The 25,546-nt window shown below is 69.0% G+C and carries 27 protein-coding genes and 1 pseudogene; 8 read left to right on the forward strand and 20 right to left on the reverse strand.

Annotated elements, in window-relative coordinates; all coding sequences use genetic code 11:
* The first annotated feature begins 17 nt into the window (after positions 1-17).
* The gene (locus DIE08_RS26770; RefSeq protein WP_124904516.1) at positions 18-1,196 is read left to right on the forward strand and encodes a LysR family transcriptional regulator; all 1,179 of its coding nucleotides are present in this window, start codon (positions 18-20) and stop codon (positions 1,194-1,196) included.
* A 62-nt stretch (positions 1,197-1,258) separates the two neighbouring features.
* Here the strand turns inward: DIE08_RS26770 and DIE08_RS26775 are convergent.
* Positions 1,259-1,477: pseudogene (locus tag DIE08_RS26775) on the reverse strand (MFS transporter); the annotation flags it as partial.
* 151 nt (positions 1,478-1,628) lie between these two features.
* Here DIE08_RS26775 and DIE08_RS26780 point away from each other — a divergent pair.
* Positions 1,629-2,618, forward strand: a complete 990-nt coding sequence (locus tag DIE08_RS26780) for an ABC transporter substrate-binding protein (RefSeq protein ID WP_124904518.1) — start codon at positions 1,629-1,631, stop codon at positions 2,616-2,618.
* A 16-nt stretch (positions 2,619-2,634) separates the two neighbouring features.
* Here the strand turns inward: DIE08_RS26780 and DIE08_RS26785 are convergent, their stop codons facing one another.
* Positions 2,635-3,009: a phage protein NinX family protein gene (locus DIE08_RS26785; protein WP_124904554.1), complete on the reverse strand. Its 375-nt coding sequence runs from the start codon at positions 3,007-3,009 to the stop codon at positions 2,635-2,637.
* Between the two features lie 288 nt (positions 3,010-3,297).
* On the opposite strand from DIE08_RS26785, the gene DIE08_RS26790 reads away from it, so the two are divergent.
* A complete protein-coding gene (locus DIE08_RS26790) occupies positions 3,298-4,374 on the forward strand; it encodes a glycosyltransferase family 2 protein (protein WP_059598769.1) in 1,077 nt (358 codons plus the stop codon).
* A 16-nt stretch (positions 4,375-4,390) separates the two neighbouring features.
* Entirely contained in the window at positions 4,391-5,653 is a 1,263-nt protein-coding gene (locus tag DIE08_RS26795; protein ID WP_185715896.1) for a glycosyltransferase family 87 protein, read from the forward strand.
* Here DIE08_RS26795 and DIE08_RS26800 read toward each other — a convergent pair.
* From DIE08_RS26800 to DIE08_RS26860, 13 genes are all read right to left on the reverse strand, one after another.
* Positions 5,617-6,657, reverse strand: a complete 1,041-nt coding sequence (locus tag DIE08_RS26800; RefSeq protein WP_124904520.1) for a TadG family pilus assembly protein — start codon at positions 6,655-6,657, stop codon at positions 5,617-5,619. The genes DIE08_RS26795 and DIE08_RS26800 overlap by 37 nt on opposite strands.
* Positions 6,650-7,078, reverse strand: a complete 429-nt coding sequence (locus DIE08_RS26805) for a TadE/TadG family type IV pilus assembly protein (protein ID WP_059598766.1) — start codon at positions 7,076-7,078, stop codon at positions 6,650-6,652. The genes DIE08_RS26800 and DIE08_RS26805 overlap by 8 nt, the downstream gene beginning before the upstream one ends.
* Positions 7,075-7,932 carry a lipopolysaccharide assembly protein LapB gene (locus DIE08_RS26810; protein ID WP_124904522.1) on the reverse strand — a complete coding sequence of 286 codons (858 nt, stop codon included), beginning with the start codon at positions 7,930-7,932 and terminating at the stop codon, positions 7,075-7,077. Before DIE08_RS26810 ends, DIE08_RS26805 begins: the two co-directional genes overlap by 4 nt.
* Positions 7,929-8,873, reverse strand: a complete 945-nt coding sequence (locus DIE08_RS26815; protein ID WP_124628384.1) for a type II secretion system F family protein — start codon at positions 8,871-8,873, stop codon at positions 7,929-7,931. Before DIE08_RS26815 ends, DIE08_RS26810 begins: the two co-directional genes overlap by 4 nt.
* Complete coding sequence (locus DIE08_RS26820) at positions 8,870-9,847, reverse strand: type II secretion system F family protein (protein ID WP_124904524.1); 978 nt, start codon at positions 9,845-9,847, stop codon at positions 8,870-8,872. The genes DIE08_RS26815 and DIE08_RS26820 overlap by 4 nt, the downstream gene beginning before the upstream one ends.
* Positions 9,844-11,280 (reverse strand): CpaF family protein, encoded by a 1,437-nt coding sequence (locus DIE08_RS26825; protein WP_124904526.1) that lies wholly within the window; start codon positions 11,278-11,280, stop codon positions 9,844-9,846. Before DIE08_RS26825 ends, DIE08_RS26820 begins: the two co-directional genes overlap by 4 nt.
* Positions 11,277-12,500 (reverse strand): AAA family ATPase, encoded by a 1,224-nt coding sequence (locus DIE08_RS26830; protein ID WP_124628390.1) that lies wholly within the window; start codon positions 12,498-12,500, stop codon positions 11,277-11,279. The genes DIE08_RS26825 and DIE08_RS26830 overlap by 4 nt, the downstream gene beginning before the upstream one ends.
* Positions 12,501-12,522: 22 nt before the next feature.
* On the reverse strand, positions 12,523-12,906 hold the full coding sequence (locus tag DIE08_RS26835) for a CpaD family pilus assembly lipoprotein (protein ID WP_124904528.1): 384 nt from the start codon (positions 12,904-12,906) through the stop codon (positions 12,523-12,525).
* Between the two features lie 14 nt (positions 12,907-12,920).
* Positions 12,921-14,303, reverse strand: coding sequence for a type II and III secretion system protein family protein (locus DIE08_RS26840; protein ID WP_124904530.1), 1,383 nt, complete (start codon positions 14,301-14,303; stop codon positions 12,921-12,923).
* A 54-nt stretch (positions 14,304-14,357) separates the two neighbouring features.
* Positions 14,358-15,407, reverse strand: a complete 1,050-nt coding sequence (cpaB, locus tag DIE08_RS26845) for a Flp pilus assembly protein CpaB (protein WP_124904532.1) — start codon at positions 15,405-15,407, stop codon at positions 14,358-14,360.
* Between the two features lie 20 nt (positions 15,408-15,427).
* Positions 15,428-15,907, reverse strand: coding sequence for a prepilin peptidase (locus tag DIE08_RS26850; protein ID WP_124904534.1), 480 nt, complete (start codon positions 15,905-15,907; stop codon positions 15,428-15,430).
* An 88-nt stretch (positions 15,908-15,995) separates the two neighbouring features.
* Complete coding sequence (locus DIE08_RS26855; RefSeq protein ID WP_044843866.1) at positions 15,996-16,178, reverse strand: Flp family type IVb pilin; 183 nt, start codon at positions 16,176-16,178, stop codon at positions 15,996-15,998.
* 620 nt (positions 16,179-16,798) lie between these two features.
* Positions 16,799-18,460: an ABC transporter substrate-binding protein gene (locus tag DIE08_RS26860; protein ID WP_124904536.1), complete on the reverse strand. Its 1,662-nt coding sequence runs from the start codon at positions 18,458-18,460 to the stop codon at positions 16,799-16,801.
* 358 nt (positions 18,461-18,818) lie between these two features.
* Here DIE08_RS26860 and DIE08_RS26865 point away from each other — a divergent pair, with 358 nt between their 5' ends.
* The gene (locus DIE08_RS26865) at positions 18,819-19,226 is read left to right on the forward strand and encodes a DUF427 domain-containing protein (protein ID WP_124628402.1); all 408 of its coding nucleotides are present in this window, start codon (positions 18,819-18,821) and stop codon (positions 19,224-19,226) included.
* A gap of 211 nt (positions 19,227-19,437) precedes the next feature.
* Positions 19,438-20,430 (forward strand): sulfonate ABC transporter substrate-binding protein, encoded by a 993-nt coding sequence (locus DIE08_RS26870; RefSeq protein ID WP_059598755.1) that lies wholly within the window; start codon positions 19,438-19,440, stop codon positions 20,428-20,430.
* Between the two features lie 12 nt (positions 20,431-20,442).
* On the opposite strand, the gene DIE08_RS26875 is transcribed toward DIE08_RS26870, so the two are convergent.
* Positions 20,443-21,027, reverse strand: a complete 585-nt coding sequence (locus tag DIE08_RS26875; RefSeq protein WP_124904538.1) for a putative glycolipid-binding domain-containing protein — start codon at positions 21,025-21,027, stop codon at positions 20,443-20,445.
* A 137-nt stretch (positions 21,028-21,164) separates the two neighbouring features.
* Here DIE08_RS26875 and DIE08_RS26880 point away from each other — a divergent pair, with 137 nt between their 5' ends.
* Positions 21,165-21,461, forward strand: a complete 297-nt coding sequence (locus DIE08_RS26880; protein ID WP_409360409.1) for a hypothetical protein — start codon at positions 21,165-21,167, stop codon at positions 21,459-21,461.
* On the opposite strand, the gene DIE08_RS26885 is transcribed toward DIE08_RS26880, so the two are convergent.
* The 3 genes from DIE08_RS26885 to DIE08_RS26895 all read right to left on the reverse strand — a co-directional run bounded on the left by DIE08_RS26885 (position 21,443) and on the right by DIE08_RS26895 (position 23,916).
* Positions 21,443-22,600: an iron-containing alcohol dehydrogenase gene (locus DIE08_RS26885; protein ID WP_059598752.1), complete on the reverse strand. Its 1,158-nt coding sequence runs from the start codon at positions 22,598-22,600 to the stop codon at positions 21,443-21,445. The two genes, DIE08_RS26880 and DIE08_RS26885, sit on opposite strands and share 19 nt — an antisense overlap.
* Positions 22,597-22,932, reverse strand: a complete 336-nt coding sequence (locus DIE08_RS26890; protein WP_124628409.1) for a putative quinol monooxygenase — start codon at positions 22,930-22,932, stop codon at positions 22,597-22,599. Before DIE08_RS26890 ends, DIE08_RS26885 begins: the two co-directional genes overlap by 4 nt.
* A 267-nt stretch (positions 22,933-23,199) precedes the next feature.
* On the reverse strand, positions 23,200-23,916 hold the full coding sequence (locus DIE08_RS26895; RefSeq protein ID WP_124904542.1) for an SDR family oxidoreductase: 717 nt from the start codon (positions 23,914-23,916) through the stop codon (positions 23,200-23,202).
* 133 nt (positions 23,917-24,049) lie between these two features.
* Here DIE08_RS26895 and DIE08_RS26900 point away from each other — a divergent pair, with 133 nt between their 5' ends.
* The gene (locus DIE08_RS26900) at positions 24,050-25,027 is read left to right on the forward strand and encodes a LysR family transcriptional regulator (RefSeq protein ID WP_124904558.1); all 978 of its coding nucleotides are present in this window, start codon (positions 24,050-24,052) and stop codon (positions 25,025-25,027) included.
* A gap of 31 nt (positions 25,028-25,058) precedes the next feature.
* Here the strand turns inward: DIE08_RS26900 and DIE08_RS26905 are convergent, their stop codons facing one another.
* The gene (locus DIE08_RS26905; protein WP_260436568.1) at positions 25,059-25,430 is read right to left on the reverse strand and encodes an SDR family oxidoreductase; all 372 of its coding nucleotides are present in this window, start codon (positions 25,428-25,430) and stop codon (positions 25,059-25,061) included.
* Positions 25,431-25,546 lie beyond the last annotated feature (116 nt).

Genomic DNA, 25,546 nt, shown 5'->3' on the forward strand with positions numbered 1-25,546 from the left:
CGCAAACGCGTAGCGACATGCGGGACGCACCGGAGCCGAACGGCCCTGCCCTCGCCGGGTCCGACGCAACGGGCGCGCTCGACGTGCTGGACGCGCGGCTGATGCGCATCCTGCTCGTGCTGCTCACCGAGCGCACCGTGTCGCGCGCAGCCGTGCGGCTGAACATGTCGCAGCCGGCGACGAGCGCCGCGCTCAAGCGCCTGCGCACGCTGCTCGGCGATCCGCTGCTGGTGCGCAGCCGCTACGGGATGGTGCCGACCGAGTTCGGCGCGCGGCTGATCGAGCCGCTGCGCAACGCGCTGCGCGTGATCGACTTCATCCGCATCCAGCAGCCGACCTTCGACGCGCGCACGTCGGTGCGCACCTACCGGATCGGCTGCCCCGACTACCTGAACGTGCTGTTCGTGCCGAAGCTCGTCGCGCTGTTCCGCGAACGCGCACCGAACGCGCAGCTCGTGTTCCATCCGCTCGGCGACGGCTTCGACGACGAACGGGCACTCGCCGATGGCGAGCTCGACGTCGTGATCGACAACCGCCCCGCCCGCTCGTCGCGGTTCCGGCAGGACGACCTGTTCGACGATCGCGTCGTGTGCCTGATGCGCGCGACGCATCCGCTCGCGCGGCGCGGCGCGATGACGGCCGCCGAATTCGCGCAGGCGCCGCAGCTGTGCCCGACGCCGTCGTGGCTCGAAGCATCCGGCGCGATCGACCGGCAGCTCGAACGCGTCGGCCTGCAGCGGCGGATCGTCGTCACGCTGCCGCACTTCGAACTCGCCGCGCATGCGCTGGTGCGCTCCGACCTGATCCTGACCACCACGTACCGGCTCGCGCGCCACTACGCGAAGCTGCTGCCGCTCGGCGCGGTTGCACTGCCGGCCGAGCCGCCCGACATCGTGTACCGGATGACGTGGAACGAAGCGGGATCGTGCGTCGACGGCGTGCGCTGGCTGCGCGCACTGATCGCCGAAGCGACGCGCAGCTGGCTCGACGTGGAGGCCGCACAGCCGTCCGTTGCGGCGGTCGCCGCGAACGTGGACGCGGATGCGGACACGCGAACGAACGCGCCGATCGCCGATGCCCCGTCCGAACCGACGCGGCGCACACGCCGCCGGCAGGCGACGCATTGCGGTGCATCGCAGCAATCGCGCGTCGCGCGCGCGGCGCGCATCCATCGCCTCGCGACGAAGCCGCGCTGAATCGCACGCTCGATGGCTCGGCGCCGTCGCGTGCAACGGGGGGGCGCGTATCGCAGCATCCGTCACGCGTCGCGCATCGGTTGCGCAAGCAACTTGCATGCAATGGCAGCGGCAGCGAGCGCGAGCACGCCGCTCGCCGTCAGCGCGGCGGCGAATCCGCGCGCAAAGGCCACGGGCGCCGCATTCGCGAGCGTGCGCGCGGCCGACGGCGGCACGTGCGCAAGCGCCTGCGCGAGATCGCCGGCCAGCAGGCTCGAGATGAACGGCGCCGGGGCAGCCGCGGCCTTGGCCTCTCCCCGCCGCCATGCACCGCACTCACGCGAATAAACGAATAAGCATTTCGCGATTCGATGTTTGCCGACGCGAAACCGATTCCGTAACCTGCCCGGCAGCCGCGCGGCGTGCGCGCGGATCACCGAGGACCCGCCGTCGATGACTTCTTCCCCCGCCCCGGCCCGCCGCCGCGCCCTGCTGCGCGTGGCCGCCCTGGCCGCCGCACCGCTGCTCGGCAGCGCCGCACTGCCCGTGCGCGCGGCCGACCCCGACCTGTCGAACGTCACCCTGGTGCTCGGCGATCAGGCCGGCGGCCTGCGCGCGCTGGCCGACGCCTCACGCGTGCTCGATGGCGTGCCGTACCGGTTTCGCTGGGCGAATTTCCAGGGCGCGGCACCGTTGTTCGAAGCGCAGCGCGCGGGCGCGATCGATCTCGCGCCGGCCGGCGACCTGCCCGTCCTGACGGCCGCGCTCGGCGATCCGGCGTTGCGGATCGTCGCGACGCGCGTCGGCTCACCGGCGTCGCTCGGCATCGTCGTGCAGCCCGATTCGCCGGTGCGCACCGTCGCCGACCTGAAGGGGCGCACCGTCGTCGTGTCGTCGGCGCGCGGCAGCATCTCGCAATACCAGCTGTACGGCGCGCTGCGCGAACATGGCCTCGCACCGGGCGACGTCGACGTGCGCTTCGTGCTGCCGGTCGATGCGTTCGCCGCGTTCGAGGCAAAGCAGATCGGCATCTGGGCGACCTTCGATCCGTATTACGGGCACGTGGTGCGGCGCGGTGCGCGCATCGTGCGCGACGGCAGCGGGATCAATTCGGGGCTCGCGTTCCTCACGTCGCCGGTCGACACGCTCGACGATCGATCGAAGCGCGCGGCGCTCTCGGACGTGCTTGCGCGGCTGACGCGCGCCGGCCAGTGGGCCTTGTCGCACCCTGTCGATTACGCGGCCGTCTATGCGTCGCTCACGCGCCTGCCGCGCGATGCGGCCGCCGACATCATCCGCCGGGCGGCGCTCGCGCAGCGCGGCGTCACCGGCGCGGATATCGACGTGCTGCAGCGTGTCGCCGACCGCGCAGCCGCGGACGCGATCCTGCCAAAGCGCGTCGACGTCGCGTCGATCGCGGTACGCAACCTGTCGGCCGCATGACCGGCTTCACGCGCGCTCAACGCGGCTTCGACATGTCGAGATCCGGCACGTCGTCGCCGAACGTCGACGCGACCAGCGTGCGCATCGCGGCGACCAGCAGCGTCGGCCCCGACTGGTTGAACGTGCAGCGCTCGCCCGCCGCCGGCACGGCCCGATGCAGCACCGCGCGCCACGCGCCGTGCCCGCCGTCGCGCTCGAACGCGCCGAACGGCAAGCGCTCGACCAGCGGGCCGCCGTCCGCCCACGACGACGACGGCGCATACGGCACCGGCATGCCACCCGGTTTGTGAATGACCGTGCACCCCGCGGCGTCGACGCGCGGCGCGCCGAGGTCTTCCGCCATCGCCACCCAGAAATCGAGCGGCGCACCGGCCAGGTCCTGAACCTGCATCGCGCCCTCCAGCGGTCTCGAAAACGTCATCCTAGCGCCACCGCGCGCGATTCGCAGACAACCGCCGTCCGATGTCTTCCCCGGTGAACCAGTCCGGCGCGCAAATCAACCGATACGTGTTACGAATCGGCGATTCCTGCCTACAATGAACGCAACGCCTGTCGTCCGCTACGCAGTGGACGAGCAGGCCGGAACCGACTTCACGCCGAACCGGGCCGCGCGCGTTCGGCAAACGACAACCGGAATCATACGGTGCAGCTCCGGCCGGATCTCTCGGGGGACCGCAGCATGTCCACGCACGCCAGGAAGCCGCTGATATCGCTCGTCGTGCCGTTTCACGACGAAGAGGAAACGATCGACGCATTCTTTGCAGAAACGCTGCCCGTTCTCGAGTCGATCGCCGGGGTCCGCTTCGAGATCGTCTGCATCAACGACGGCAGCCGCGATCGCACGCTCGACCGGCTGGTCACGGTCGCCGGCCGCGACCCGCGCGTGCACGTCGTGGATCTCACGCGCCGCTTCGGCAAGGAAGCGGCGCTCACCGCGGGCCTCGACGAGGCCGCCGGCGCCGCGGTGATCCTGATCGACGCCGACCTGCAGGACCCTCCCGCGCTGATTCCCGCGATGATCGAACACTGGCGCGGCGGCGCCGAAGTCGTCGCCGCGAAACGCACCGACCGGATGTGCGATCCGTACCTGCAGCGCGCGGCGGCGACGCTCTACTATCGCGTGCACAATGCGCTGTCCGAAGTCGAAATGCCGGAAAACGTCGGCGATTTCCGCCTGATGGATCGCGAGGTCGTCGATGCGCTGCGCGCGCTGCCGGAGCGGCGGCGGTTCATGAAGGGGCTGTTCGCGTGGGTCGGCTTTCGCACCGCGATCGTCGAATACACGCGCGCGCCGCGCAGTGGCGGCCGCTCGAAGTTCTCCGGATGGCGCCGCTGGAACTTCGCGCTCGAGGGCATCACGAGCTTCAGCACCGTTCCGCTGCGCGTATGGACCTACGTCGGCCTCACGTTCGCGATGCTGTCACTCGTGTATGGCACCTTCATCGTGGTGCGAACGCTGCTGTTCGGCAATCCGGTGCATGGCTACCCGTCGCTGATTTCCGTCGTGCTGTTCGTCGGCGGCATCCAGCTGATCGGCATCGGCGTGATCGGCGAATACCTCGGCCGGATCTATCACGAGTCCAAGCAGCGCCCCGTCTATCTCGTGAGGCGGCGCTACCGTGCCGAGCGCGATGCCGCCGGGCAGCCGGCATCGAAGCTGCTGCAGTTCCCGATGAAGCGTGCGAACTCGGCACGTCGCCGGACGGCGCTGCCGGCGGCAACCGGCGCCGCCGCTCGCAAAGCGTCGTTCAAGTAGAACCGGGCGGCGGCAATTGGACATTCCCCGGCAATTATTGCGCTCGGCGGAGCGCCCGGTCGTCGCGTGGCTCACACCGCGACGCGTCGTCCTGTACAGCATGCTGATGCTGGCGTTGTCCGCGCTGTTCATCGCGATCTGGATATCCGTCGTGCGTCATGCACACGGCGGCGTCCTGTCACGCGCCGGCGCCGACTTCTCGGTGTTCTGGTCCGCGTCGTACGTCATGCTGCACGGCTCGCCCTCGCAGGCATACGATTTCTCGGTATTCTCGCGGCTGTCGGCCGAGCTGTTCCCCAACCTTCGTCGCGACGCCTTCGCCCCGTGGCTGTACCCGCCCACTTATCTGCTGCTCGTGACGCCGCTGGCGCTGCTGCGCTTCGCACTCGGTTATCCGCTGTTCGTCGCGTTCGGCGTCGCCGTGCTCGGCCTCGCCGCGTGGCGCGTATCCCGTCTCGGCATGATTCCCGGCGCATGGCGCGCCGGCATGGTTGCGCTGCCCGTCGCGCCGTGCGTGTTCGTCACCGCGGCGCTCGGGCAAAACACGTTCCTGACAGCATCGTGCGCGGCGCTGGCCGTCCACTGGGCCGAGCGGCGGCCGATGTTGGCGGGGCTTTGCATCGGACTGCTGTCCGTCAAGCCGCAGATGGCGCTGCTGTTCCCGTTCGTGCTGGTGGCGACACGCGCATGGCGCACGATCGCGTGGGCTGCGCTCGCCACCGGCACGTTCGTCGCGCTGAGCGTCCTGGTCTGCGGGATCGAGTCGTGGCGCCAGTTCGTCGCCAGCGCGGGCCTCGCACGCTCGATCGTTCTCGAACACGGCGTCGTGTTCTGGCTCGCGTCGCCGACGCCGTTCGCGGCGTTCCGGCTCTCGGGCGTGCCGCTCGGCGCCGCGTATGCGGCACATGCGTGCATCGCCGCGATTACGATCGCGGCCGCCTGCATCGCATGGACGCAGTCGCGCGACACCCGCGTGCGCGCGGCCGTGCTGACGGTCGCGACGCTCGTGGCCAACCCGTACCTGTGGCACTACGAACTCACATGGCTCGCCATCGCGATCGCCTGCATGCTGTCGATCGGCTGGCGCGACCGCTGGCTGCGCGGCGAACAGACCGCGATCGCGCTGATGTGGGCGCTGCCGATCGCCGAATACCTGAACCCGTGGCTGCAGCTGCCGCAGATCGGCCCGGCCGTGACGCTCTTCGCGCTGCTCGTGCTGCTGCGCCGCGCGCGCCACGACGCTCACAGCGCGAGCCGCGGCGGCACGTATACACCGTAGTACGGCCCGACGCCCGTCGCGACGCCGGTCATTTTCACGCCGGCGACGAAGTGCCCCTGGATGTACTTGTATGTGCCGCCGAGCGACACGTCGATGTGGAACGCCGCGAACGCGACGATCGGCACGTAGGTGCTGCTCGCCGTCTGCGTAACGACCGGCAGCACGACCGTCGTGCCGACCGGCACCGACGTGTAGAGCGTCGCCTTCACGCCGGTCGCGAGATAAATGCTGTCGCCAATATTGAGCGTCGTCGGATTGCCGGTCACCATCAGGCCGCCCATCGTCGTCGTGTCGCTCGCGGTCGACTGGAACGACGTCCACTGGCCGCCCATGCACAGCGAGCCATAAGTCTGGCCGTTCGTGATCGTAAACTCGTACGGCAGACCCGTCAGCGGATTGATCAGCGGCTGATTGGTCAGCGTGTTCCAGTACTGGTTGTACACGCACTGGTCGATCGCGACCGGAAAGAGCCCACCCGCCGCGACCCCGCCCGGCGCGGCGAGCACCGCGATCGCGGTCGCGCTGCCGGACGCGCCGGCAATGCCGAGCAGCCCGCCGAGCAGTAGCGGAATCGAGCCGCCGTTCACACCCGGCGCGCGCGATACCGTGACCTGCACCGCCGGCACGTCGTACGAGCCGGGCGTGATCGTGGTCGGCTGCATCGTTGCGGGACTGCGCGTCACGTTCCAGTACCCGGTCGTCACCGCGCCGGTCGCCAGCGGTGCGCCGGCCGCCGCGTTCTGCGCGATCACACCGTTCGCAGCCGGCGCGGCCTGCGACCAGTTCAGCGCGCCGCCGCTCGGCGACATCATCGCGTCGGCCGCCGCAAGTGCGGCCGCGTCGGCGGCGTTCTGCAGCTGGTTGCGTACCGTGGCCACCCACGCGATGTCGATCGCCAGCGCGCCGAACGAGAGCAGCGGAATCAGGAACATCAGGAAGAACAGCGCGACGGAACCGCGCTCACGCACTGCGCCGATCCCCGGCGCGTCGGCTGCGTCATTCATAGAGCATCACCGAGCTGGCCGAGATCGTCACCGGGCCGGTCAGCGCACTGAATGCCGAACCCAGCACCAGCCCCGAATATGTGTAGGTTACCGTCACCGTCAGCGCGGTGCCCGACGTCGTGCCGTTCGCCTGCGTCACGGTCACCGTCGGCGTCGTCGCAGTGCCGCCGGTGATCAAGCTGTTCTGCGTGTAGCTCGATGCGACGCTTGCGATCTGTGCCGTGGTCAGCATCGGCACGCGCAGCACGACGCCGGCACGCGCGGCTTCGCGGCTCGCGTTCGTGATGACGGCCTTGTCGCATAGCAGCAGGCTCGTGTCGATGATGCCGATCAGCACCATCAACAGGAACGGCAGCATCAGCACGAATTCGAGCGATACGACGCCGCGCGCGCGGCGCGCGCCCATCGCCCCGCGTGTCATTTTCCGGCCTCCGCGGCGTGCGGCACCGCGCGCGGCTCGAGCGCGGCGCCCGTCGACGGGCGTGCGGCGGCGGACGCAGGGCGCGACGCGAGTTGCGCGCGCACTGCCTGGTACACGCGCAGATTGTCAGCCACCGCCGACGCGGGCAGATCCGCGGACAGCAGCTTCTTCGCCGAATCGGTGTTGCCGAGCACGCCATACGCGAACGCGAGATTCTGGCGCGCCTGCCACGGCGCATCGGGCAGCCCGGCCACGTCGAGCAACACGTTCACACCCTCGCGCGGCCGGTTGCCCAGCACGAGCGAAAGCCCGAGGTCGACGCGCAGCCCCTGCGCGTCCGGATGCGCGCGCAGCGCATCCCGGTACACGGCCTGCGCGTCCTCGTGGCGGCCCTGAAGATCGAGCACCGTGCCGAGCCCTTCCGCCGCGAGCGGAAGGTTCGGCTGCGCGGCCAGCAGGTCACGGTAGCGCCGTGCGGCCTCGTCGAGCCGACGCTGCCGCAACGCGACCCGCGCAAGCCCGATCTGCGGCCCGAGTTCGGCGGGTGCCTGCTGCCGTGCCTGCTCGTAGAGAATTCGCGCGCGCTCCAGATCGCCGGCGCGGTAGTTGACGTCGCCGAGCCCCAGGCGCGCCGGGAGCGAATCGGGATGCCGGGCAAGCACCTTCTCGTACAGCGTCGACGCGAGATCGACGTTGCCGCCGGCAAGCGCGCTATCGGCAATGCGCAATTCGGCCTGCGGGTCGTCGCTCTTGTGCGACAGCGCCGGCCGCGTCTGGATGCCCGGCGCGCAGCCGCCGGCCAGCACCGGCAACACGGCTGCGAACGCGAACGCACGGATGACGGATCGTGTCATTTGAATACCTCGAGCAGGCGGATCGCCGCCGGGCCCGCCGCGATCAGGCCGACCGTCGGCAGAATGAACAGCATCATCGGCAGCGTGATCTTCGGCGCGAGCTTCGCGGCCTGTTCCTCGAGCGCGACGATCTGCTCGGTCCGCTCGCTGCGCGACAGCGTCCGCAACGCCTGCGTGATCGGCGTGCCGAATCGCTGCGACTGCGTGAGCGTCGTGGCAAGCGAGCGCGCCGACGCGAAGTCGACGCGCATCGCAAAGTGCGTGAGCGCTTCGGCTACGTTGCCGCTCAGCGTCAGCTCGTCCGCGCACACCTTCAGCTCGTCGGCGAGCGGCGGGCAAATGCGCTCGAGTTCGCGCGCGACACGTCGCACGCCCGATACGAGGCTGTTGCCGGCCATCGTGCAGATCACGAGCAGGTCGAGCGCATCCGGAAAGCACGCGGAGATGATGCGCCGGCGCCGTCGGATCATCGCGCCGAGCACGTATTCGGGCACGATCACGCCGATCACGAACGCGGCGACCATCGCCAGCGCCCGGATCACGAAGTATTCGCCGAAGCGTGGAATGTACGGGCTGAACACGATCGCGACGCCGGCGAACAGCACGCCGCAACTCAGCTTGATGCCGATCATCGACGACACCGCACGCCGCTCGCGAAAACCCGCGCGCGTCAGTTGCAGCCCGAGCTTCACGCGCTGCATCGGGTCGAGCACGGGCAGCCGCTCGCCGAGCTGCGCGAGCCGACGCGTCAGGTCCTGACGCACCTCGCCAGGCTGCAGCCGCCCCGACGCCAGCGACAGCGAACGTTGCCCGGCCGCCTGCTGCACACGCTCCGCGATCCGCCGGCGTGTGCCGCCGCCGGGCGGCACGAGCGCCGCCGCGACGCACGCGAGCAACAACAAAAGTTCAAGGCCGCGGGCGGCCAGCATCGACATCGTCATCGCGCGGTATCCAGTTTCGAGATCTTGCGAATCGTCAGCAATCCGATCGTCAGCAGCACCGCGGCGATCGTCAGCATCACGCGTCCGGCATGCGTGTCGAACAGGAGCATCACATACGCGCGATTCACGAGAAACAGCGCACCGATCATCACGAACGGCACCGCCGAAATGATCTTCGTCGTGATCCGCCCCTCGGCGGTCAACGCGCGCGTCTTCAGGCGGATGTCGCGGCGCGTACGGATGATGCTCGACAACTCGTCGAGCGTTTCGCCGAGACTGCCGCCCGTCTCGCGCTGCAGCAACAGGTAGACAGTGAAGAACGAGAAGTCCGCGATCATCAGCCGGTCCGCCGCGAGCGTCAGCACGTCCTTCAGATCCGCGCCGACGCGCAGGCTGTCGCCCATCGTGCGGAAGGTCGAGCGCACCGGCTCCGCCGCGCTGTCGCCGACCGTGCTGATCGCCTGCGTGACCGGAATGCCCGCGCGCACCGCCCGCACGATCAGATCGATCGCGTCCGGGAACGCTTCGAGAAAGCGTAGCCGGAACCGCTCGACCAGCGCGCGGTAGCTGGCGCGCATCGTCACCAGCGGCAGCCCGACGTAGATCAGCGGATGAACTACGCGCGGCAGCGCGACGAGCTCCACCACCACGATCGCGGCGATCGCTCCGGCGAGCGTGCCGGCGACGACGATCCGCATCCCGCGTTCGCCGCCGACCGCACGCACGCGCGTCACATAACGCTGCAGCCACGCGCGCGCGCGGCTTTGCCGGCGCGGCAGGTTGAACAGCGCGACGCCGGGCGCCGCGGCCGCACCGGCCTCCCGGCCGGCCAGCGATGGCGCAAGGTGCCGCATCCGCGCGCGTATGCGCTGCTCCGGCGTATGGCGCGCACGCTCCAGCAACGCGGACAGCGCGAGGCCCGCCGCGAGGATCACGACGAACGCGCCGATCGCGAACAGATCCGCGCCCCTCATTGCCGGAATACCTCGGAAAGCGCGTCCTCGACACCGTAGTACGCGGCGCGCGGCGCGAACGCCGGCCGCAGCGACGACGCTTCGAACACGCCCTTCACCACGTCCCGCGTCGTGTCGTCTCCCTGGCGGAACGCGAACAGATCCTGCGTGATCACCACCTCGCCCTCCATCCCGACGATCTCGGTGATCCGGGTCACGCGGCGCACGCCGTCGCGCATCCGCTCGACCTGCACGAACAGGTGCACGGCGCTCGCGATCTGGCGCCGGATCGACAGCAGTTGCAGGTTCGCGTTCGCCATCATGACCATGCTTTCGAGCCGGCTGATCGCGTCGCGCGGCGAGTTCGCATGGATCGTCGTCATCGAGCCGTCGTGCCCCGTATTCATCGCCTGCAGCACGTCGAACGCCTCCGCGCCGCGGATTTCGCCGAGGATGATGCGGTCGGGCCGCATCCGAAGTGCGTTGCGCACGAGGTCGCGCTGCGAGATCCCGCCGAGCCCTTCCGTATTCTCCGGCCGCGTCTCGAGACTGACGACGTGCGGCTGCAGCAGTTGCAGCTCGGCCGCGTCCTCGATCGTCACGATCCGTTCGTGCTCCTCGATATGTTGCGAAAGCGCGTTGAGCAGTGTCGTCTTGCCCGAACCAGTACCGCCCGATATCACGATGTTCAGCCGGCACGCGCACGCGACCTTCAGCACCTGCAGCATCCCGTGCGAGATATTGCCCTGGTGCGCCATGCGCGCGAGCGTGATGTCGCGCTTCGCGAACTTGCGGATCGAGATCGACGCGCCGCGCATCGCGATCGGCGGCAGGACCACGTTCACGCGGCTGCCGTCGGCGAGACGCGCGTCGACCATCGGGCTGCTTTCGTCGACGCGACGCCCGACCGCCGCCGCGATCCGCTGCGCGACACTCGTCACGTGCGCGTTGTCGCGAAACTTCAGCGGCGTGAGTTCGAGCCGGCCTGCGCGCTCGACGTACACCTGGTCGGGGCCGTTCACGAGAATGTCCGAGACGGTGTCGTCGGCGAGCAGCGGTTCGATCGGCCCGACACCGAACATGTCGTTCAGGATCGCGTCGACGATCAGCACCTGCTCGCCCGTCGTGATCTTCAGACGTTCGCGCTCGACGGTGTGCGCGGCCACCTGTTCGATGCCCGCACGCACTTCGTCGCGCGTCTTCATCAGCGCCGCCGACATGTTCATCGACGAAAACACCGCGTTGCGAATCGCATCGAACTTGCCGGAGCGAATGAGCGCCTCCTGGGTATCGGCCGCAGCGAGCGCGCGCGCGGATGCGGACGCCGGGCTCGCGGTCGGACCCGTGCCCGGGCCCGCGCTTGGGTCCGGTCCGGGCGCGCCGTCGCGCGGCGCGGCGGGCGCTCCTGCCGGCACAGGGTCCGGTGTCGACTGCTTGCGGGTACCGAACGTCACGATCCCTTTCTCCATTTGACGAAGCGCGCGTACCACGGCTCGGCGACGGCCATCGATTCGCCGGTGATGCCGTTCGCGAGCAGCCGGATCTCGTCCAGGAAGCCATGACGTTTCGCGCGCTCGATCGGTTCACCGAGGTTCTCGGCGACTGCGAGCGGCTGCGGCTCGTGCGGCAGCTCGCGCAGCCTCACGCCGCCGAATGCGTCCTCGAAGTCGGTCTGCGCGACGCGCCCCTTGACCGGTTCGAGCGGGTTGTTCAGCATCATCGACAGCAGCCGATCGCCGGGCAGCTCCTTCACGAAGCGCGCAAGCCGTGCGGCTTCATACGCGGCGTGCACCGAGCGGTCGGCGACGATATAGACGAGATCGGATACCCCCAGCGCGTCCTCGAACAGCTTGCCGGCGCGGATACCCACGTCGAACAGCACGTAGTGAAAGCGGTCCTTCAGCATGTCGACGAGCAACGCGAGCGCATCGTCGCGCAGCGGCGCGTCCTCGCCGTACGCCAGTTCGGCCGACAGCACGTGCAGGCGGTCGCCCTTCGTGACGAACATTCGGTCGAACAACGCGTCGTCGGGACGCTGCTCCATGTTCAGCAATTCGATCAGCCCGTTGTTGCTCGACAGCCCGAGCATCGAGTTCGCGCCGCCGCCATGCAGGTTGAGATCGACGTACGCGACGCGGCGGCGCTTCTCGCCCGCCAGGCAGCGCGCCAGACTCACCGCGATCGTGGTCGCGCCCACACCGCCGCGCGCGCCGACGAAGGCGACGATCTTGCCGGTGCGCGCCTGCACGACCGATTCCGTCGCGGTCAGCGCGCGCCGCATCAACTCGACGGTCAGCGGCTTCACGATGTAGTCCTGCACGCCGATGCCGAGCAGGTTGCGGAACAGCCCGACATCGTTCTGCGTGCCGATCGCGATGACCCTCACCGACGGATCGCACACGTCGGCGAGCCGCATCAGGTCCGATACCGGCAGCACGGAATCCGACACGTCGACGATCAGCTGGCGCGGTGAGCGCTCGTGCTGCTGCAACAGCCGGATCGCGTCGTCGCAGTTGCCCGGCTGCACATGGGCGCGCGTGATCGACAGATCCTGTGCGACGCGCCGGATCACGTCTTCGCTGCCGGCATCGGACACGACCGCGACGAGATCCGCCGCTCCGGCTGCGGCGGCGCGTTTGGCGTTCTGGCGGTCGAGGACGTTCATGGGCGGCATCGCGCTTCGCATCGGAAATGGGTCAATGGCCGGGCGAGCCGGTCGTCGTCAACGTCTTGTCGGGTGCGGGCTGCTTCACGCGATCCTCGACGTAGCGGCGCACGGCATCGGCCGCGACTTGCGCGTCCGCGCCGCCGTACGGCACGGGCGCGACGAGATCCTCCGGGCGCGCGAGCATCGTCGCGAGATTCGTGTAGGTCGCGCAGCCGAACGGCACGCCGGGCCGCCCGAACCCCGCATCGACGAGATGCGACGGTTGCATCAGCTTCGCGCAGTCGGGCGGCACCGCGCGCACGCCATCGAAGCCGATCGCGCGCGCATCGGGCAGGTTGATCGGCGGCGGCGCCGACAGGCAGCCCGCCAGCGCCGGCGGCAACAGGACGAAGACGATGGTTCGAATTCGCATGCGCGCTCCTCCGGTCAGTACACGAAGCCCGCAGCGCCGACGAGGCGCGGCGTGTCGCCCGACAGCAGGTCGATCCCGAGATTGCGCTGGATCGCGAACTCGAGATCGCTGCTCGGCCGCGCGACGGTGTCGAGCGCCTGCTCGAGCTGGCCGGGGCCCGTCGGCTGCACGATGTACGGCGTCACGATCACGACGACCTCGGTCTTGTTGTCCTGGAAGTTCTTCGAAGAAAACAGCCGGCCGATGATCGGCAGCCGGCCGAGCCCCGGGATCTGCGACACGGTATCCGCCGTCTGGCTCTGCAGCAGCCCGCCGATCGCGAAGCTCTGCCCGCTCGACAGCTCGACCGTCGTGTCGACGCGTCGCACGGAGAGTCCCGGCACCGTGACGCCGCCCGTCGTCACGCTGTTGCTCGTATCGATTTCGCTCACCTCCGGCCGCACCTTCAGGCTGATCCGGTTGTCGGCGAGCACGGTCGGCGTGAAATCGAGCGACACGCCGAACGGCTTGAACTCGACCGTGATCGCGCCGGTCGTGGTGCCGGCCTGCGCGACCGGAATCGGAATTTCGCCACCGGCAAGGAAGCTCGCGGTCTGCCCGGACATCGCGGTGAGATTCGGCTCCGCCAGCATCGTGATCAGCCCTTCCTGGTCGAGCGCATCGAGCACGACGTCGATCGACCAGCGCCCCGCGTGGAAACCGCCGAGTATCGAATACGCGCCGGTCGGCGACAGGTTGAACAGCTTGGTCGTCGGATCGATCAGCGTGCGCCCGTTGAACAGTCCGCCGACGAAGTTGCCGGCCGCGCCGAGCGAGCTCCAGTTGATGCCGAGCTGCTGCGTGACGTTGCGGCTCACCTCGGTCACGCGCACGCGCAGGTTCACCTGGATCGGGCGCGACAGCGTGAGCCGGTTGACGATCTTTTCCTTGTCGTTGAGATAAGGCGTGAGCGACTGCATCACGGCGTCCGCGTCGGCTGCGCTCGGCACCTTGCCCGACACCATCAGCGAGCCCGGCGCGCCGGACACCGACAGCTTCAATTGCGGAAAGCGGCTGTCGAGCACCGCCTGCAGCGACGCGGTGTCGACCTGCACGATCACCGTGCGGCGCAGGATCGGTCGATGGTTCGCGCCGAGCGCGATCAGCGTGGTGGTGCCGGCCTTCTTCCCGAACACGAACACGGTGCGCGGCGACGGCACCTGGATGTCCGCGATGCTCGGGTCCGCGACGAACATCGCGGTCGCGGGTTCGGGCAGCGACAGCATCTCGCCCTTGCCCGTCGCGATCGACAACGCCGCGCCGGCGTCCGCCGCCTGCGCGCGCTGCGCGAGCGCGACGCCCGGCGCGACGATGCAGGCCAGGCACCAGAAAGCGATCCAACGAACCATGCGCACCATGCGTCTTCCCGTCAAATGCCGGCCGCCGGGCGGCCAGCCCGAATCGTCATCCCGTCACTGCGGCACGGACGCCCGCGGCGCTTGCGACGCTTGCGCCGTTGCGTCCGCGGCGACATTGCCGCCCGCAGGCGCAGCCGGCGCAACCGGCATGCCTGGCGTGGCTGGCATGCCCGGCCAACCGGACGGCAGCGGCGGCAAGCCCGGCGTGCCGATGCCGCTGCCGCGCGACCCGTCGTCGACCGACGAGCCGCGATAGATCACGACCGTATTGCCCTGCGATGGCGGCCGCGCGCCGCCGTCCGTTCTCCCGGACGGTACCCGCGCCGCGTCGCGGGCCGCGCGCGACACGTCGCCGGCCCACACCGGCGGCGTATCGGGCTCCTGTTCGTCGCCGCCCGCCGCCTGGCGGCGATCGCTCGTCGCAAAGCTGCGCAACGCCAGCGACAGCGAGCCGAGGCGCGTCGCGACCAGCACGACCTGGGCGGTGCGCGGCGCGACCTCGAGCGTGACCGTGCGCGCGCGGACCGGCACGTCCGGCGCGCTCGCGGGCGTCTTCGCACGCTGGAATTCCGAGCCGACCGCGAGCACGCGCGCGCGCCGCACGACCGTCTCCGCTTCGAACGTGCCGGGCGTCGTCGCGGAACCGCCGATCTCCTGCGTGAGCACCACGTCGACGAAGTCGCCCGGCTGGATCAGCCCCGCATTGCCCGACACGTCGTCGACCGGCACCGAGATCGCGCGCATGCCGGGCTGCAGCGCGGCCGCGAGAAAATCCGGCGCGCCGGCCGCAATCACGTTGTCCGCGCGGATCGGCGCACCGGCGTCGACACGGTTGCGCAGCAGCGCGCCTTTCAGGTCCGCGCCCGGTTGCGACTCGACGAACGCACCGGCCGGCACCTGCGTGCGCGGCATGCGCTTCCACGCGAGATCGTTGTCGCGCAGCAGCAGCCCTTCGGGCAGGTCCGCCGCAGCGACGCGCACGCTCACCTCGGCCGCTTCGCCGGGCGCCGACGGCGTGGACGCGGCGACATACAGCTGGCGCAGGATGAACGCGCCGATCGCGGCGGCGATGATCAGCACGGCCATTCTCAGGGGTTTGGGCATGGCGGCGCGCGTCCCCCGGCCTAGGTCAACGAAACGGCGTGAGGAAACGGCACCCAGACGGCCAGCGCGCCGCCGAGCGCGAGCGCGATGCCATACGGCACGCCGCGCGGCGCGATCGCACGTGCCGGCGCGGTGTGACGCCGCCATGCGACGGCCGCGAGCGCAGCGACGCCGTACAGGGCGCCGCTCGCGGCGACGATCGTCAACACCGGGAACGCGAGCGTCGGGCCGGCCCACATGAACACCGCCGCCGCCAGCTTCACGTCGCCGCCACCGATCCAGCCCGCATGACGCAGGCCGGCGAACAGCAACAGCATCGCCGCGGCGGTCGCCACGTGACCGGCGAGTTGCGCAAGCCCGTCGCGCGCGAGTGCCGCCGCGATCAAATACAGCATCGCGAACGCCAGCACGGCGCCATTGGACAAGCGCCGCTCGCGCAGGTCCTGCGTCGCGAGCGACACCAGCACGAGCGTCGCCGCCGACTGTACGAGAAAGAGCATCGGAGAGCCGTCCGTCGGCGCGCCCCGGCTGGATACGTCGTACCGCTGCGGATCCGTGTGTCCGCCGACGGCGCGCGGGTTCAGGAGATCAGATCAACGCCGTGACCTTGTTGATCAGCGCGGTGAACACGGCCGGCAAGCCGCCGGACGTGCTGCTGAGAATCACCCCGACCGCCGCCAGTGCGACTACGACGATGCCGGCCAGAACCGCGTATTCGAGCGAGCTGACACCACGTTCATCGCGCAGCAAGGTCTTGACGTATTGCAGCATGACAACCTCCGTGTGGCGGGGTCGGTGATCGACCGTTGAATGTAATGACGCGGTGTTACACGGGGTGGTGCGCACGGCGTTCCCCCATTCGTGACTCATGCGGCGGCCCCGGCATCGGCCGTGCGCATTCCCCGCAATCCATTCGATCGCTGCACGTGCGGTGTACGGCAACGGCACTGGCCGCTACATTCGCGCGTCTGTCGCAAGGCCGCATTGACACGATGCGGATCCCGCTTATTCGTCTAGGGTATAGACAATTTTTGGGATGAATTCAAATAATTTGGCGTCGGAATGCATTTATGGGCGGAGCGCGTCAGCGATGAAATACGCGCACGTCATTTACCGCTTTTTCATCGTGGAGCGGCAGACCGGTCATGGCTCGAAGTAAGAATGTTAATGCCCGGACGCGTCATTTCTGCCGCCGTGCAATTCGATGATTTTTATTCAGTTTTTCGAAATGAAGCGTGCTCCGCATTTGCGAATTCAGAACAAACTCTCGCGTGCGTTGCCCGGCAATCCTTTCGTGCACGCCAGCACGATCAGGAAAATATTGCACACCGCGATCGCACTGAACCGACCTCCGCGCCGACAGCCGGCGCACGCGCGCCGGCTTCCCTTCCTCAATCCAGCCACACGCCGTCGAACCGGTGCCCGCCGAGCGGCGAGAACGTCACCCCGTGCACGCGCTTCGAGATCGGCAGCGACACGATCGACGTCGCGATCGGCGTGAACGGCACCTGATTCTTGAACACGACCTGGGCCTGCTCGTAAAGCGACGTGCGTTTCGCGACGTCCGCGTTCGTGCGTGCCGCACCGACGAGCCGCTCGAAATCCGCATTGCACCACTTCGCGAGGTTGCTGCCGTGCACCGCGTCGCAGCCGAGCAGCGTGCCGAGCCAGTTGTCGGGGTCGCCGTTGTCGCCCGACCAGCCGTACAGGATCGCATCGTGCTGCCCGTCGCGTTTCGCGCGGCGGTTGTACTCGCCCCACTCGTAGCTGACGATCTTCGCGCGCACGCCGATCCTCGCCCAATCCTGCTGGATCAGTTGCGCCATCAGCTGCGCGTTCGGGTTGTACGGGCGCTGCACCGGCATCGCCCACAACGTCAGGTCGAAACCGTTCGGGAATCCTGCTTGCGCAAGCAGCGCCTTCGCCGCGGCCGGATCGCGCGGCGCGTCCTTCAGGCGCGGGTTGTACGACCATTGCGCGGGCGGCATCGGGTTCGTCGCGATCGTCGCGTCGCCGTTGAATACGGTCTTGATGATCGCCGTCTTGTCGATCGCGATGTCGAGCGCACGCCGCACGTCGACACGATCGAGCGGCGGATGCTGCGTGTTGTACGCGACGAAGCCGACGTTGAAGCCCGTCCCCGAAAACAGCGTCAGCTTCGGATCACGCCGCACCGTCTCGAGATCGGCCGGCCGCGGGAACACCGACACCTGGCACTCGCCCGCCGTGAGCTTCTGCAACCGCACGGCCGGATCGGGCGTGATCGCGAACACGAGATGCGCGAGCTTCACGTCGTCCGGCTTCCAGTAGTCGGGGTTCGCGTCGTAACGGATCGTCGCGTCCTTCTGGTACGCGCGCAGCTGGAACGGCCCCGTCCCGACCGGGAACTGGTTGATGTCGGCTTCGCGATGGCGCGCCGTCAACTGCGACGCGTATTCGGCCGACAGAATCGACGCGAACGCCATCGCGAGATTGCGCACGAACACGACGTCGGGCGACTTCAGCACGAAGCGCACCGTATCGTCGTCGACTTTCTCGATGCGCTCGATGTTGCGGTCGAATCCGAGATCGCTGAAGTACGGGAAGCTGACCGGATAGGCCTTGCGGAACGGATCATCGGGGTCGAGCATGCGGCGGAACGTGAACACGACGTCGTCCGCCTGGAACGGCCGCGTCGGCTTGAACCACGCGGTCGTCTGGAACTTCACGCCGCGCCGCAGGTGAAACGTGTAGACGCGCTGGTCGGACGACACGTCCCAGCTCGTCGCGAGCGACGGCGCGAGCTCGAGCGTGCCGCGCTTGAACTGCACGAGCCCGTTGTAGACGGTGTACGTGCTCGCGTCGAAATCAGTGCTGGTCGTGTGCTGGCCGGGGTCGAAGCCGGCCGGGCTGCCTTCGCTGCAGAATACGAGCGTCTTGCCGGCCGGCGCCGCGAACGCTTGCGCGACCGCGCCGGCGAGCAGCAGCGACGCGGCCATGCCGCGCAGCGCTCCAACCGCAACGGATGCGGGCCGCGCACGATGCGCGGCGAACGAGACGAATGGAATCTTCATGGTGGCGATCAAAGGACTGTCATGCGAATGACGACCGCCGATCTTCGCGCGCCGCCCGCCGATCGCTTACCAATTAATTCCGCGTTGCTTATCGCAGCGGATGCATCCCGCTGCCGCTGCATGAAGATGTCCGCGCGAGCGTCGAGGACATGCCGGCGGAGTCCGGCTGCCATGCGCCGCCGTTGTGCGTCATGCAGCGACGCCATTCGCGCAATGCCTTCCGGCCCCCTGCAGGTTCTCCGGAATTGGCGCATCGTATCGGCTGGTCAACGCCAGCACCGGCGCGCGGGGATTCGCCCGCGTGCACGTTGCGGCACGGCGTGCCCGTCGGCGCGCCCCCCTTCCTGGAGGACCCACGATGTCGATCAGCCCCGATACGCCCTCTCGTCCGGTGAAGTCTCCGGGCCCCGATCACCCGATCACGATCGAACCGCATCCATCGCGCGTCGTGGTCAAGGTGGCCGGCAAGATCGTCGCCGATACGCGCCACGCGCTGGCGCTGCGCGAAGCCAGCTATCCGGTCGTGCTGTACGTTCCGCGCGAGGACGCCGACATGGCGCTCCTGCAACGCACCGACCATGCGACGTACTGCCCGTACAAGGGCGATTGCGCGTATTACTCGATTCCCGTCGGCGGCGAACGCGCGACCAACGCGGTGTGGACGTACGAGCATCCGAACCCGGCCGTCGAATCGATTCGCGCGCACCTCGCGTTTTACCCTGATCGCGTCGACTCGATCGAGGAAAGCCCGCTCGGCACCGATTGAGTGCGGCGACGCCCTGTCGGCTCGTCGTTCACGTATCGTCCGGCCGCTGATTTGCATATGCGGATTCATTGGTTGGCCGCCGATTCGCGCGGCCGTATCGTCGTGCATCCGGCGCGGGCCGGCCGGCCGCGCGCAGCGCACGCATCCGGCTGCGTCATGTGCCGGTCGCGCCGCAAGCGCGCTTCCGTGAACCCGTCAGCAGGACGCCTCGATGAACGACACACCGTACGCAGATCTTGAAACGACCCCGGCAAATCCGCGACGCCGCCAGTGGCTGCATGGCGCGGCCGCCGGACTGGCCGGGCTCGCGCTCGGCCCGCTCGCGGGCACGCCTGCACTGGCGCAGGGCAGCGACAAGCGGCTGCGCATCGGTTTCCAGAAATACGGCAACTTCGTCGTGCTCAAGGCGCGCGGCACGCTCGAGAAGCGGCTCGCAAGCCAGGGCGTGACGGTCCAATGGCTCGAGTTCCCGGCCGGCCCGCAGTTGCTCGAGGGGCTGAACGCCGGCGCGATCGACGTCGGCACGGTCGGCGAGACGCCGCCGATCTTCGCGCAGGCCGCGGGCGTCGACTTCGTCTATCTCGGCAACGAACCGCCCGCGCCGCACGGCGAGGCGATCGTCGTGCTGCCCGATTCGCCGATCCGAACCGTCGCGCAGCTGCGCGGCAAGAAGGTCGCGTTCAACAAGGGTTCGAACGTCCACTATCTGCTCGTGAAGGCGCTGGAGCACGCGGGCCTCACGTATGCCGACATCCAGCCGATCTATCTGACGCCCGCCGACGCACGCGCCGCGTTCGTGCAGCGCAGCGTCGACGCGTGGGTGATCTGGGATCCGTACCTGGCGGCCGCCGAACGGCAGCTCGGCGCACGCGTGGTCGCGAACGGCGACGGGCTCGTGCGCAACACACAGTACTACCTCGCCGCGCGCAAGTATGCCGTCGCGCAGCCGCAGGTGCTGCGCACGCTGCTCGACGAAGTCGACGCGGTCGATCGCTGGGGACGCGACCACGTTCAGGAAGTCGCCGCGCAACTGTCGCCGCTCGTCGGCCTCGACGCGCCGACGCTCGAAGTCGCGCTCAAGCGCACCGGCTATGGCGTGCAGCCCGTCACCGATGCGACGCTCGCGTATCAGCAGAACATCGCCGACGCGTTCAGCGCACTGAAGCTGATTCCCGGCAAGGTGACGGTTGCCAACGCACGCTGACGCTGCGCCGCGTCAGGGCGAACACGTCGCGCCGGTCCGCCGCCACTCGTCGTAATCGGTAACGAGGCCCGCATCGTCGACCGCGATATCGGCCGCATACGTGCCGCTCTCGTAGCGGTAAACGTGCTCCGCCGTGCGCGTATAGCGCTGCTCGCCGCACACGATCTCGAACGCGGGAAATCGCAGCCAGGCCGTATGGATGACGGCCGACGCGCCGACCGCCAGCCCGAGACGCCGGATCGGCAGCGTATTGGTCGACGGACTGAAGCCGAGATCGATGTCGGTCGCGCCCGCAAGGGCCGGCGCGTCGACGCCGTCGATCGTCCAGCGCCCCGCGTCGCGCTCGATTGCGAATCGCCGGGCCGGGGCTGCGCCGAGCCAGACCGTCACGTGCACCGATCGCGTCAGCCAGTCGGCGCCGCACGCGATCGTATAGTCGACGCGAAACGGCGTGCCGTCGATCGCGCCCGCCACCGCGCCCGACAGGTCGATGCCCGCGCGCGTCTCGACGAGCCGGCACCATTCCGCCGCGTGCCAGGTCTGCGTGATCTGCCACGCGACGCATCGCGTGCGCGCTGCTTCGTCCCGTTGCGTCATGTCGTCTCCCGTCGATTGCATGAACCGGATTTTCGCTCACGGTCTCGGTGATCTCATGCGCCTTTGGCGCGTGCCGCCGAACCAATACCGAGTATCGGTTCGTCGCGCATCCGCTCGGCACAGTCGACCGCGTGCTCGTGGCCGCCCCCGCCTGTCTCGTCCGCTTCGGCCCGATCGAAACGAAGGCCGATCTGGTGGAGCACCCGTTCATCCACGTCAAGGGCATCCTCGCGAACGAGCAGTTGCCGCTGCAAAGCGAAGACAACAAGCTCGAATACGCGCGGACCCAGACGGTGACGACGACGAGCCATTGGCGCCCGATGTTCGACACGATCCTGGCCTGCGGCGGCATCTGCGTCGTGCAGGCACAGGCCTGCGTCAATGCGCTCGCGCGCGGCAAGTCACGCGCGCCGCATCACCACGCCTGCCGATAGATCGCCAGCGCATCGGCTTCCGTGACTTCGCGCGGATTGTTCACGAGCAGGCGCGTCTGCAGCATCGCGTCCGACGCCATCCTCGGCAGGTCGCCCTCGCCGATGCCGACCTCGCGCAGCGTGCGCGGAATGCCCGTCGCAACGATCAGGCGATCGATCTCGTCGATCAGCGCCTGCGTCCTCGCTTCGTCGCTACCGCTCGCCGACGGCGCGACGATCGCCGCGAGCTCCGCATACAGCGGCGCGGCAGCCGGTGCGTTGAAGCGCAGCACATGCGGCAGCACGAGCGCGTTCGACAGCCCGTGCGGCACGTGGAAAATGCCGCCGACCGGATAGGCCAGCGCATGCACGGCCGCGACCGGCGCGTTCGCGAATGCCTGGCCGGCGAACATCGCGCCGACCAGCATCGCTTCGCGCGCGTGCCGATCGCGGCCGTCGTCACAGGCCTTCAGCAGGTTGCGCGACAGCAGCGTCAATCCCTGCACGGCCAGCATGTCGGACACCGGATTCTTGAGCCTCGACGACGTATAGGCCTCGATCGCATGCACCATCGCGTCGATGCCCGTCGCGGCCGTTGCCGCGCGCGGCAGCCCGAGTGTCAGCTCGGCGTCGAGGATCGCGACGTCCGCGAACAAGTGCGGCGACACGACGCCCATCTTGCGCGCCTCGCCGACCGTGACGATCGACACGGCCGTCACTTCGGAGCCGGTGCCGGCCGTCGTCGGCATCTGCACGAGCGGCAGACGCGACGTTGCAACCTTGTCGACGCCGTACATGTCGGCCAGCGCCTGCCGCCCCGGCGCGAGCACCGCGATCAGCTTCGCGACGTCCATCGACGAACCGCCCCCGAGGCCGAGCACGATTTCCGCATCGGCCGCCACCGCCCGCGCGGTCGCCTCGAGCACGACGTGCTCGGGCGGGTCGGCGATCACGTCGTCGATCACGGTCACCTGCCAGCCGTGCGCGGCGAGGCTCTCCAGCGCGGGCGCAAGCACGCCGCTGCGATGCAGGAACGCGTCTGTGACGACGCACAGCCGCGCGAGCGCCGGAAAGCGTTCGCGCAAAAGCGGGCCGAGCCGGCGCGCGGCGCCGAATTCGACGATCTGCGTCGGAACGGTACGGAATTGAAACGGATTCATCGGGCGTCTCCCGGTGGCGTCGCCGTGCCGGTGTCCGGCTGCACCATGTAGCGCGTCACGTCGCGGCGATCGAGCAGCGGAATGATCGCGCCGACACCGATCCGCTGGAAATGCGGCGTTTCCCGATGGACGTCGAGGCCGTCGGCATCGCTGTAGCGCTCGAGGATCACGATGTGGTCGGGATCGACCGGCGACCGGAAGTACGCATAGTCGAGGTTTTTCGGCTCGGTGCGCGTGGCCGGCGCGAGTTCGGCCAGCAGCTCGATCACGCGGTCGCCGTTGCCGGGTTTCGCGAAGAAATGCGCGATGACCTGCAGGTAAGGTTCGTTCATGCTGCGCTCCGTATTCGCCAGCGCCCGTCATGACGGGTCGTCATTCCACAATGCGCGGTTGCTCGTCGAAGGTGGCGGTCGGCGGCCCGACACGATGCCGACGCCCAGACGTCGCATTGTATTGAATCGGCGCCGTGCGCGCAGCGCTTCGTCACGCACGCGGCGGCAGCGCTCCGCGCGACCGGTTCGCGGCAGGTTCGTCGCATGCCGGCGCGATGCCCTGGCCGGCTGGCTTTGCCCGCGTCACGCGCGCCGCTGCTCCGGCCGCTACCACGGCACGGTGCGCCCCTGGTAATCGAGGTATTCGAGCCCCGCGCGCGGATGCTTCTCGATCAACACGTTCACGAGGCTCGGCACGCTTTCGTCGATCGTCAATCGCGCATCGGGCCCGCCGAGTTCCGTGCGGACCCAGCCCGGCGCCATCAGCACCATCGCGCGCGGCGTGCCGGCCTGGCGCGCCGCGAAACTGCGCATGAACTGGTTCAGCGCGGCCTTGCTGCCGCGGTAGACCTCGCGCATTCCGCTCACGTTGTTCGCGACACTTCCCTGCCCCGACGACATCGCGCCGATCAGGCCGTCCGCGGTCACGAGATCCTGCAGCGCCTCGATCACGCGCATCGGTGCCAGCGCATTCGTGATCATCACGCGCACGAATTCGTCGGTCGTGACTTCGCCGATCGTTTCGTTCGGATCGTTGGTCGTGCCGGCGTTCACGAACAGCATGTCGAAGCGCCGGCCCGACAAGCGCGCGCGCAGCGCGGTCAGTTGTTCCGGCTCGCAGATGTCGAGCGTCTCGACCTCGAGCCGTCCGTCGAAGCGTTCGGCGAGCGCGTGCAGCTGCGTGCGCCCCGATGCCGCGCGCACGGTTCCGGTGACGTGCCAGCCCTTGTTCAGGAACTGTTCCGCCATCGCAAGCCCGAGGCCGCGCGAGGCCGCGACGAGCAGGATCGATGGTGTCCTGGGGTTCGATAAAGTCGATTGCATGGATTTCACCTTTGCCGGCGTTCGTCATCCAGCCACTATAGGCGTGCACCTTCACATGCACCAGACGCACCGAACTCAATCAATAGTTGCATTAAACGCCCTGTCACGGCATGCGATGCCGTATGCTGTCCCGATGGAAGACATCGACCTGAACCTCGTCACCGCGCTCGACGTGCTGCTGACCGAAGGGAGCGTGACCGGTGCCGCGCGCCGGCTCGGACTGAGCACCTCCGCGATGAGCCGCACGCTCACGCGGCTGCGCACCGCCACGGGCGACCCGCTGCTCGTGCGCGCCGGACGCCGGCTCGTGCCGACGCCGCACGCATCGGCGTTGCGCGATCGCGTGCATGCCATCGCGAGCGATGCCCGTGCCGTGCTTCGTCCGGCCACGGCCGATCTCGACATGGCCACGCTATCGTCCACGTTCACCATTCGTGCGGCGGCGTCGTTCATGGACATGCTCGCCGGCCCGGTGGTCGCGGCGATCGGCGAAATCGCACCCGGTGTGCGCGTGCGTTTCGTCGCCAGGCTCGACCGCGATCCGGGGCCGCTGCGCGACGGCATGGTCGACCTGGAAATCGGCAAGCGCGGCGACGACGCGCCCGAACTGCACACGCGCGAGCTCTTTCACGACGGACACGTCGCGGTGGCACGCGCCGGGCATCCGCTGTTCGCGGCGGCCAGGATCACGCCTGCGCGCTACGCGGCCTGCCGTCACGTGATCGCATCGCAGCTCGGCGACTTCGGCGGGCCGGCGAACGGTCCGGCAGACACGCTCGCGCCCGCCCAAGTCGTTCAGGTCGTGGTGCCCGGCTATCCCGATGCGATGCGCGTCGCGGCCGGCACCGACCTGATTGCGCTCGTGCCGCGCTCGAGCCTCGGCAACGCATTCACGCCGGGGCTCGTGGACGCGCTGGGGCTGCGCACCTTCGCGATACCGGTCCGGCTGCCCGAGATCCTGATCTCCGCGCTCTGGCATCCGCGGATGCAGCGCGACCCGGTGCATCGCCGTCTGCGCGATGTCGTCATCGACGTGTGCAAACGCGCGTATCCGGCGGCCCGCGCACCGCGCGCACGGGCGCGCGGCACGCAAACGGGCGCCGCCGACTGAAGCATCACGATCCGCACGCAACGCCCGCGCCTCACACCAGCCGGCCGCCCCCGTCGATGTGCAGGATCTCGGCATTCATGAAACGGTTGCCCAGCAGGAACGCGATCGCTTCCCCGACTTCATCGGCGCGACCGACGCGGCCGCCCGGCAACGACGACGCGGCCCCGCCGAGGATCGCGTCGCGCGCTTGCGGGCCGAATGCGTCGTACGGCGGCGTGTCGACGAAACCGGGCGCGACGACGTTCACGCGAATCGGCCTGAGCTCCAGCGCAAGCGACTGTGCCAGCGCCTCGACGCCGCGCACGGCGGCCGCGATGACCGACGTGCCCTGCCCGGACGGACGGTCCGCCAGTTGCCCGCCAGCTGTCCGCCGGAGCGCCCGCCGGGCCGCACGCGCTGACAAACCGGGGCGGCGCCACGCCCTCGACGACACGGATCCGGCACCGCTTTCCCGAATCCCGACCATTGCATCGCGCCGGGGGCGCCAGCCGGCCCTTCGGCTAAAATGCCGCACTTTCC

Origin of the sequence: Burkholderia sp. Bp9004, from assembly GCF_003858025.1 — a bacterium.
In the GTDB taxonomy this organism is placed as follows: domain Bacteria; phylum Pseudomonadota; class Gammaproteobacteria; order Burkholderiales; family Burkholderiaceae; genus Burkholderia; species Burkholderia diffusa.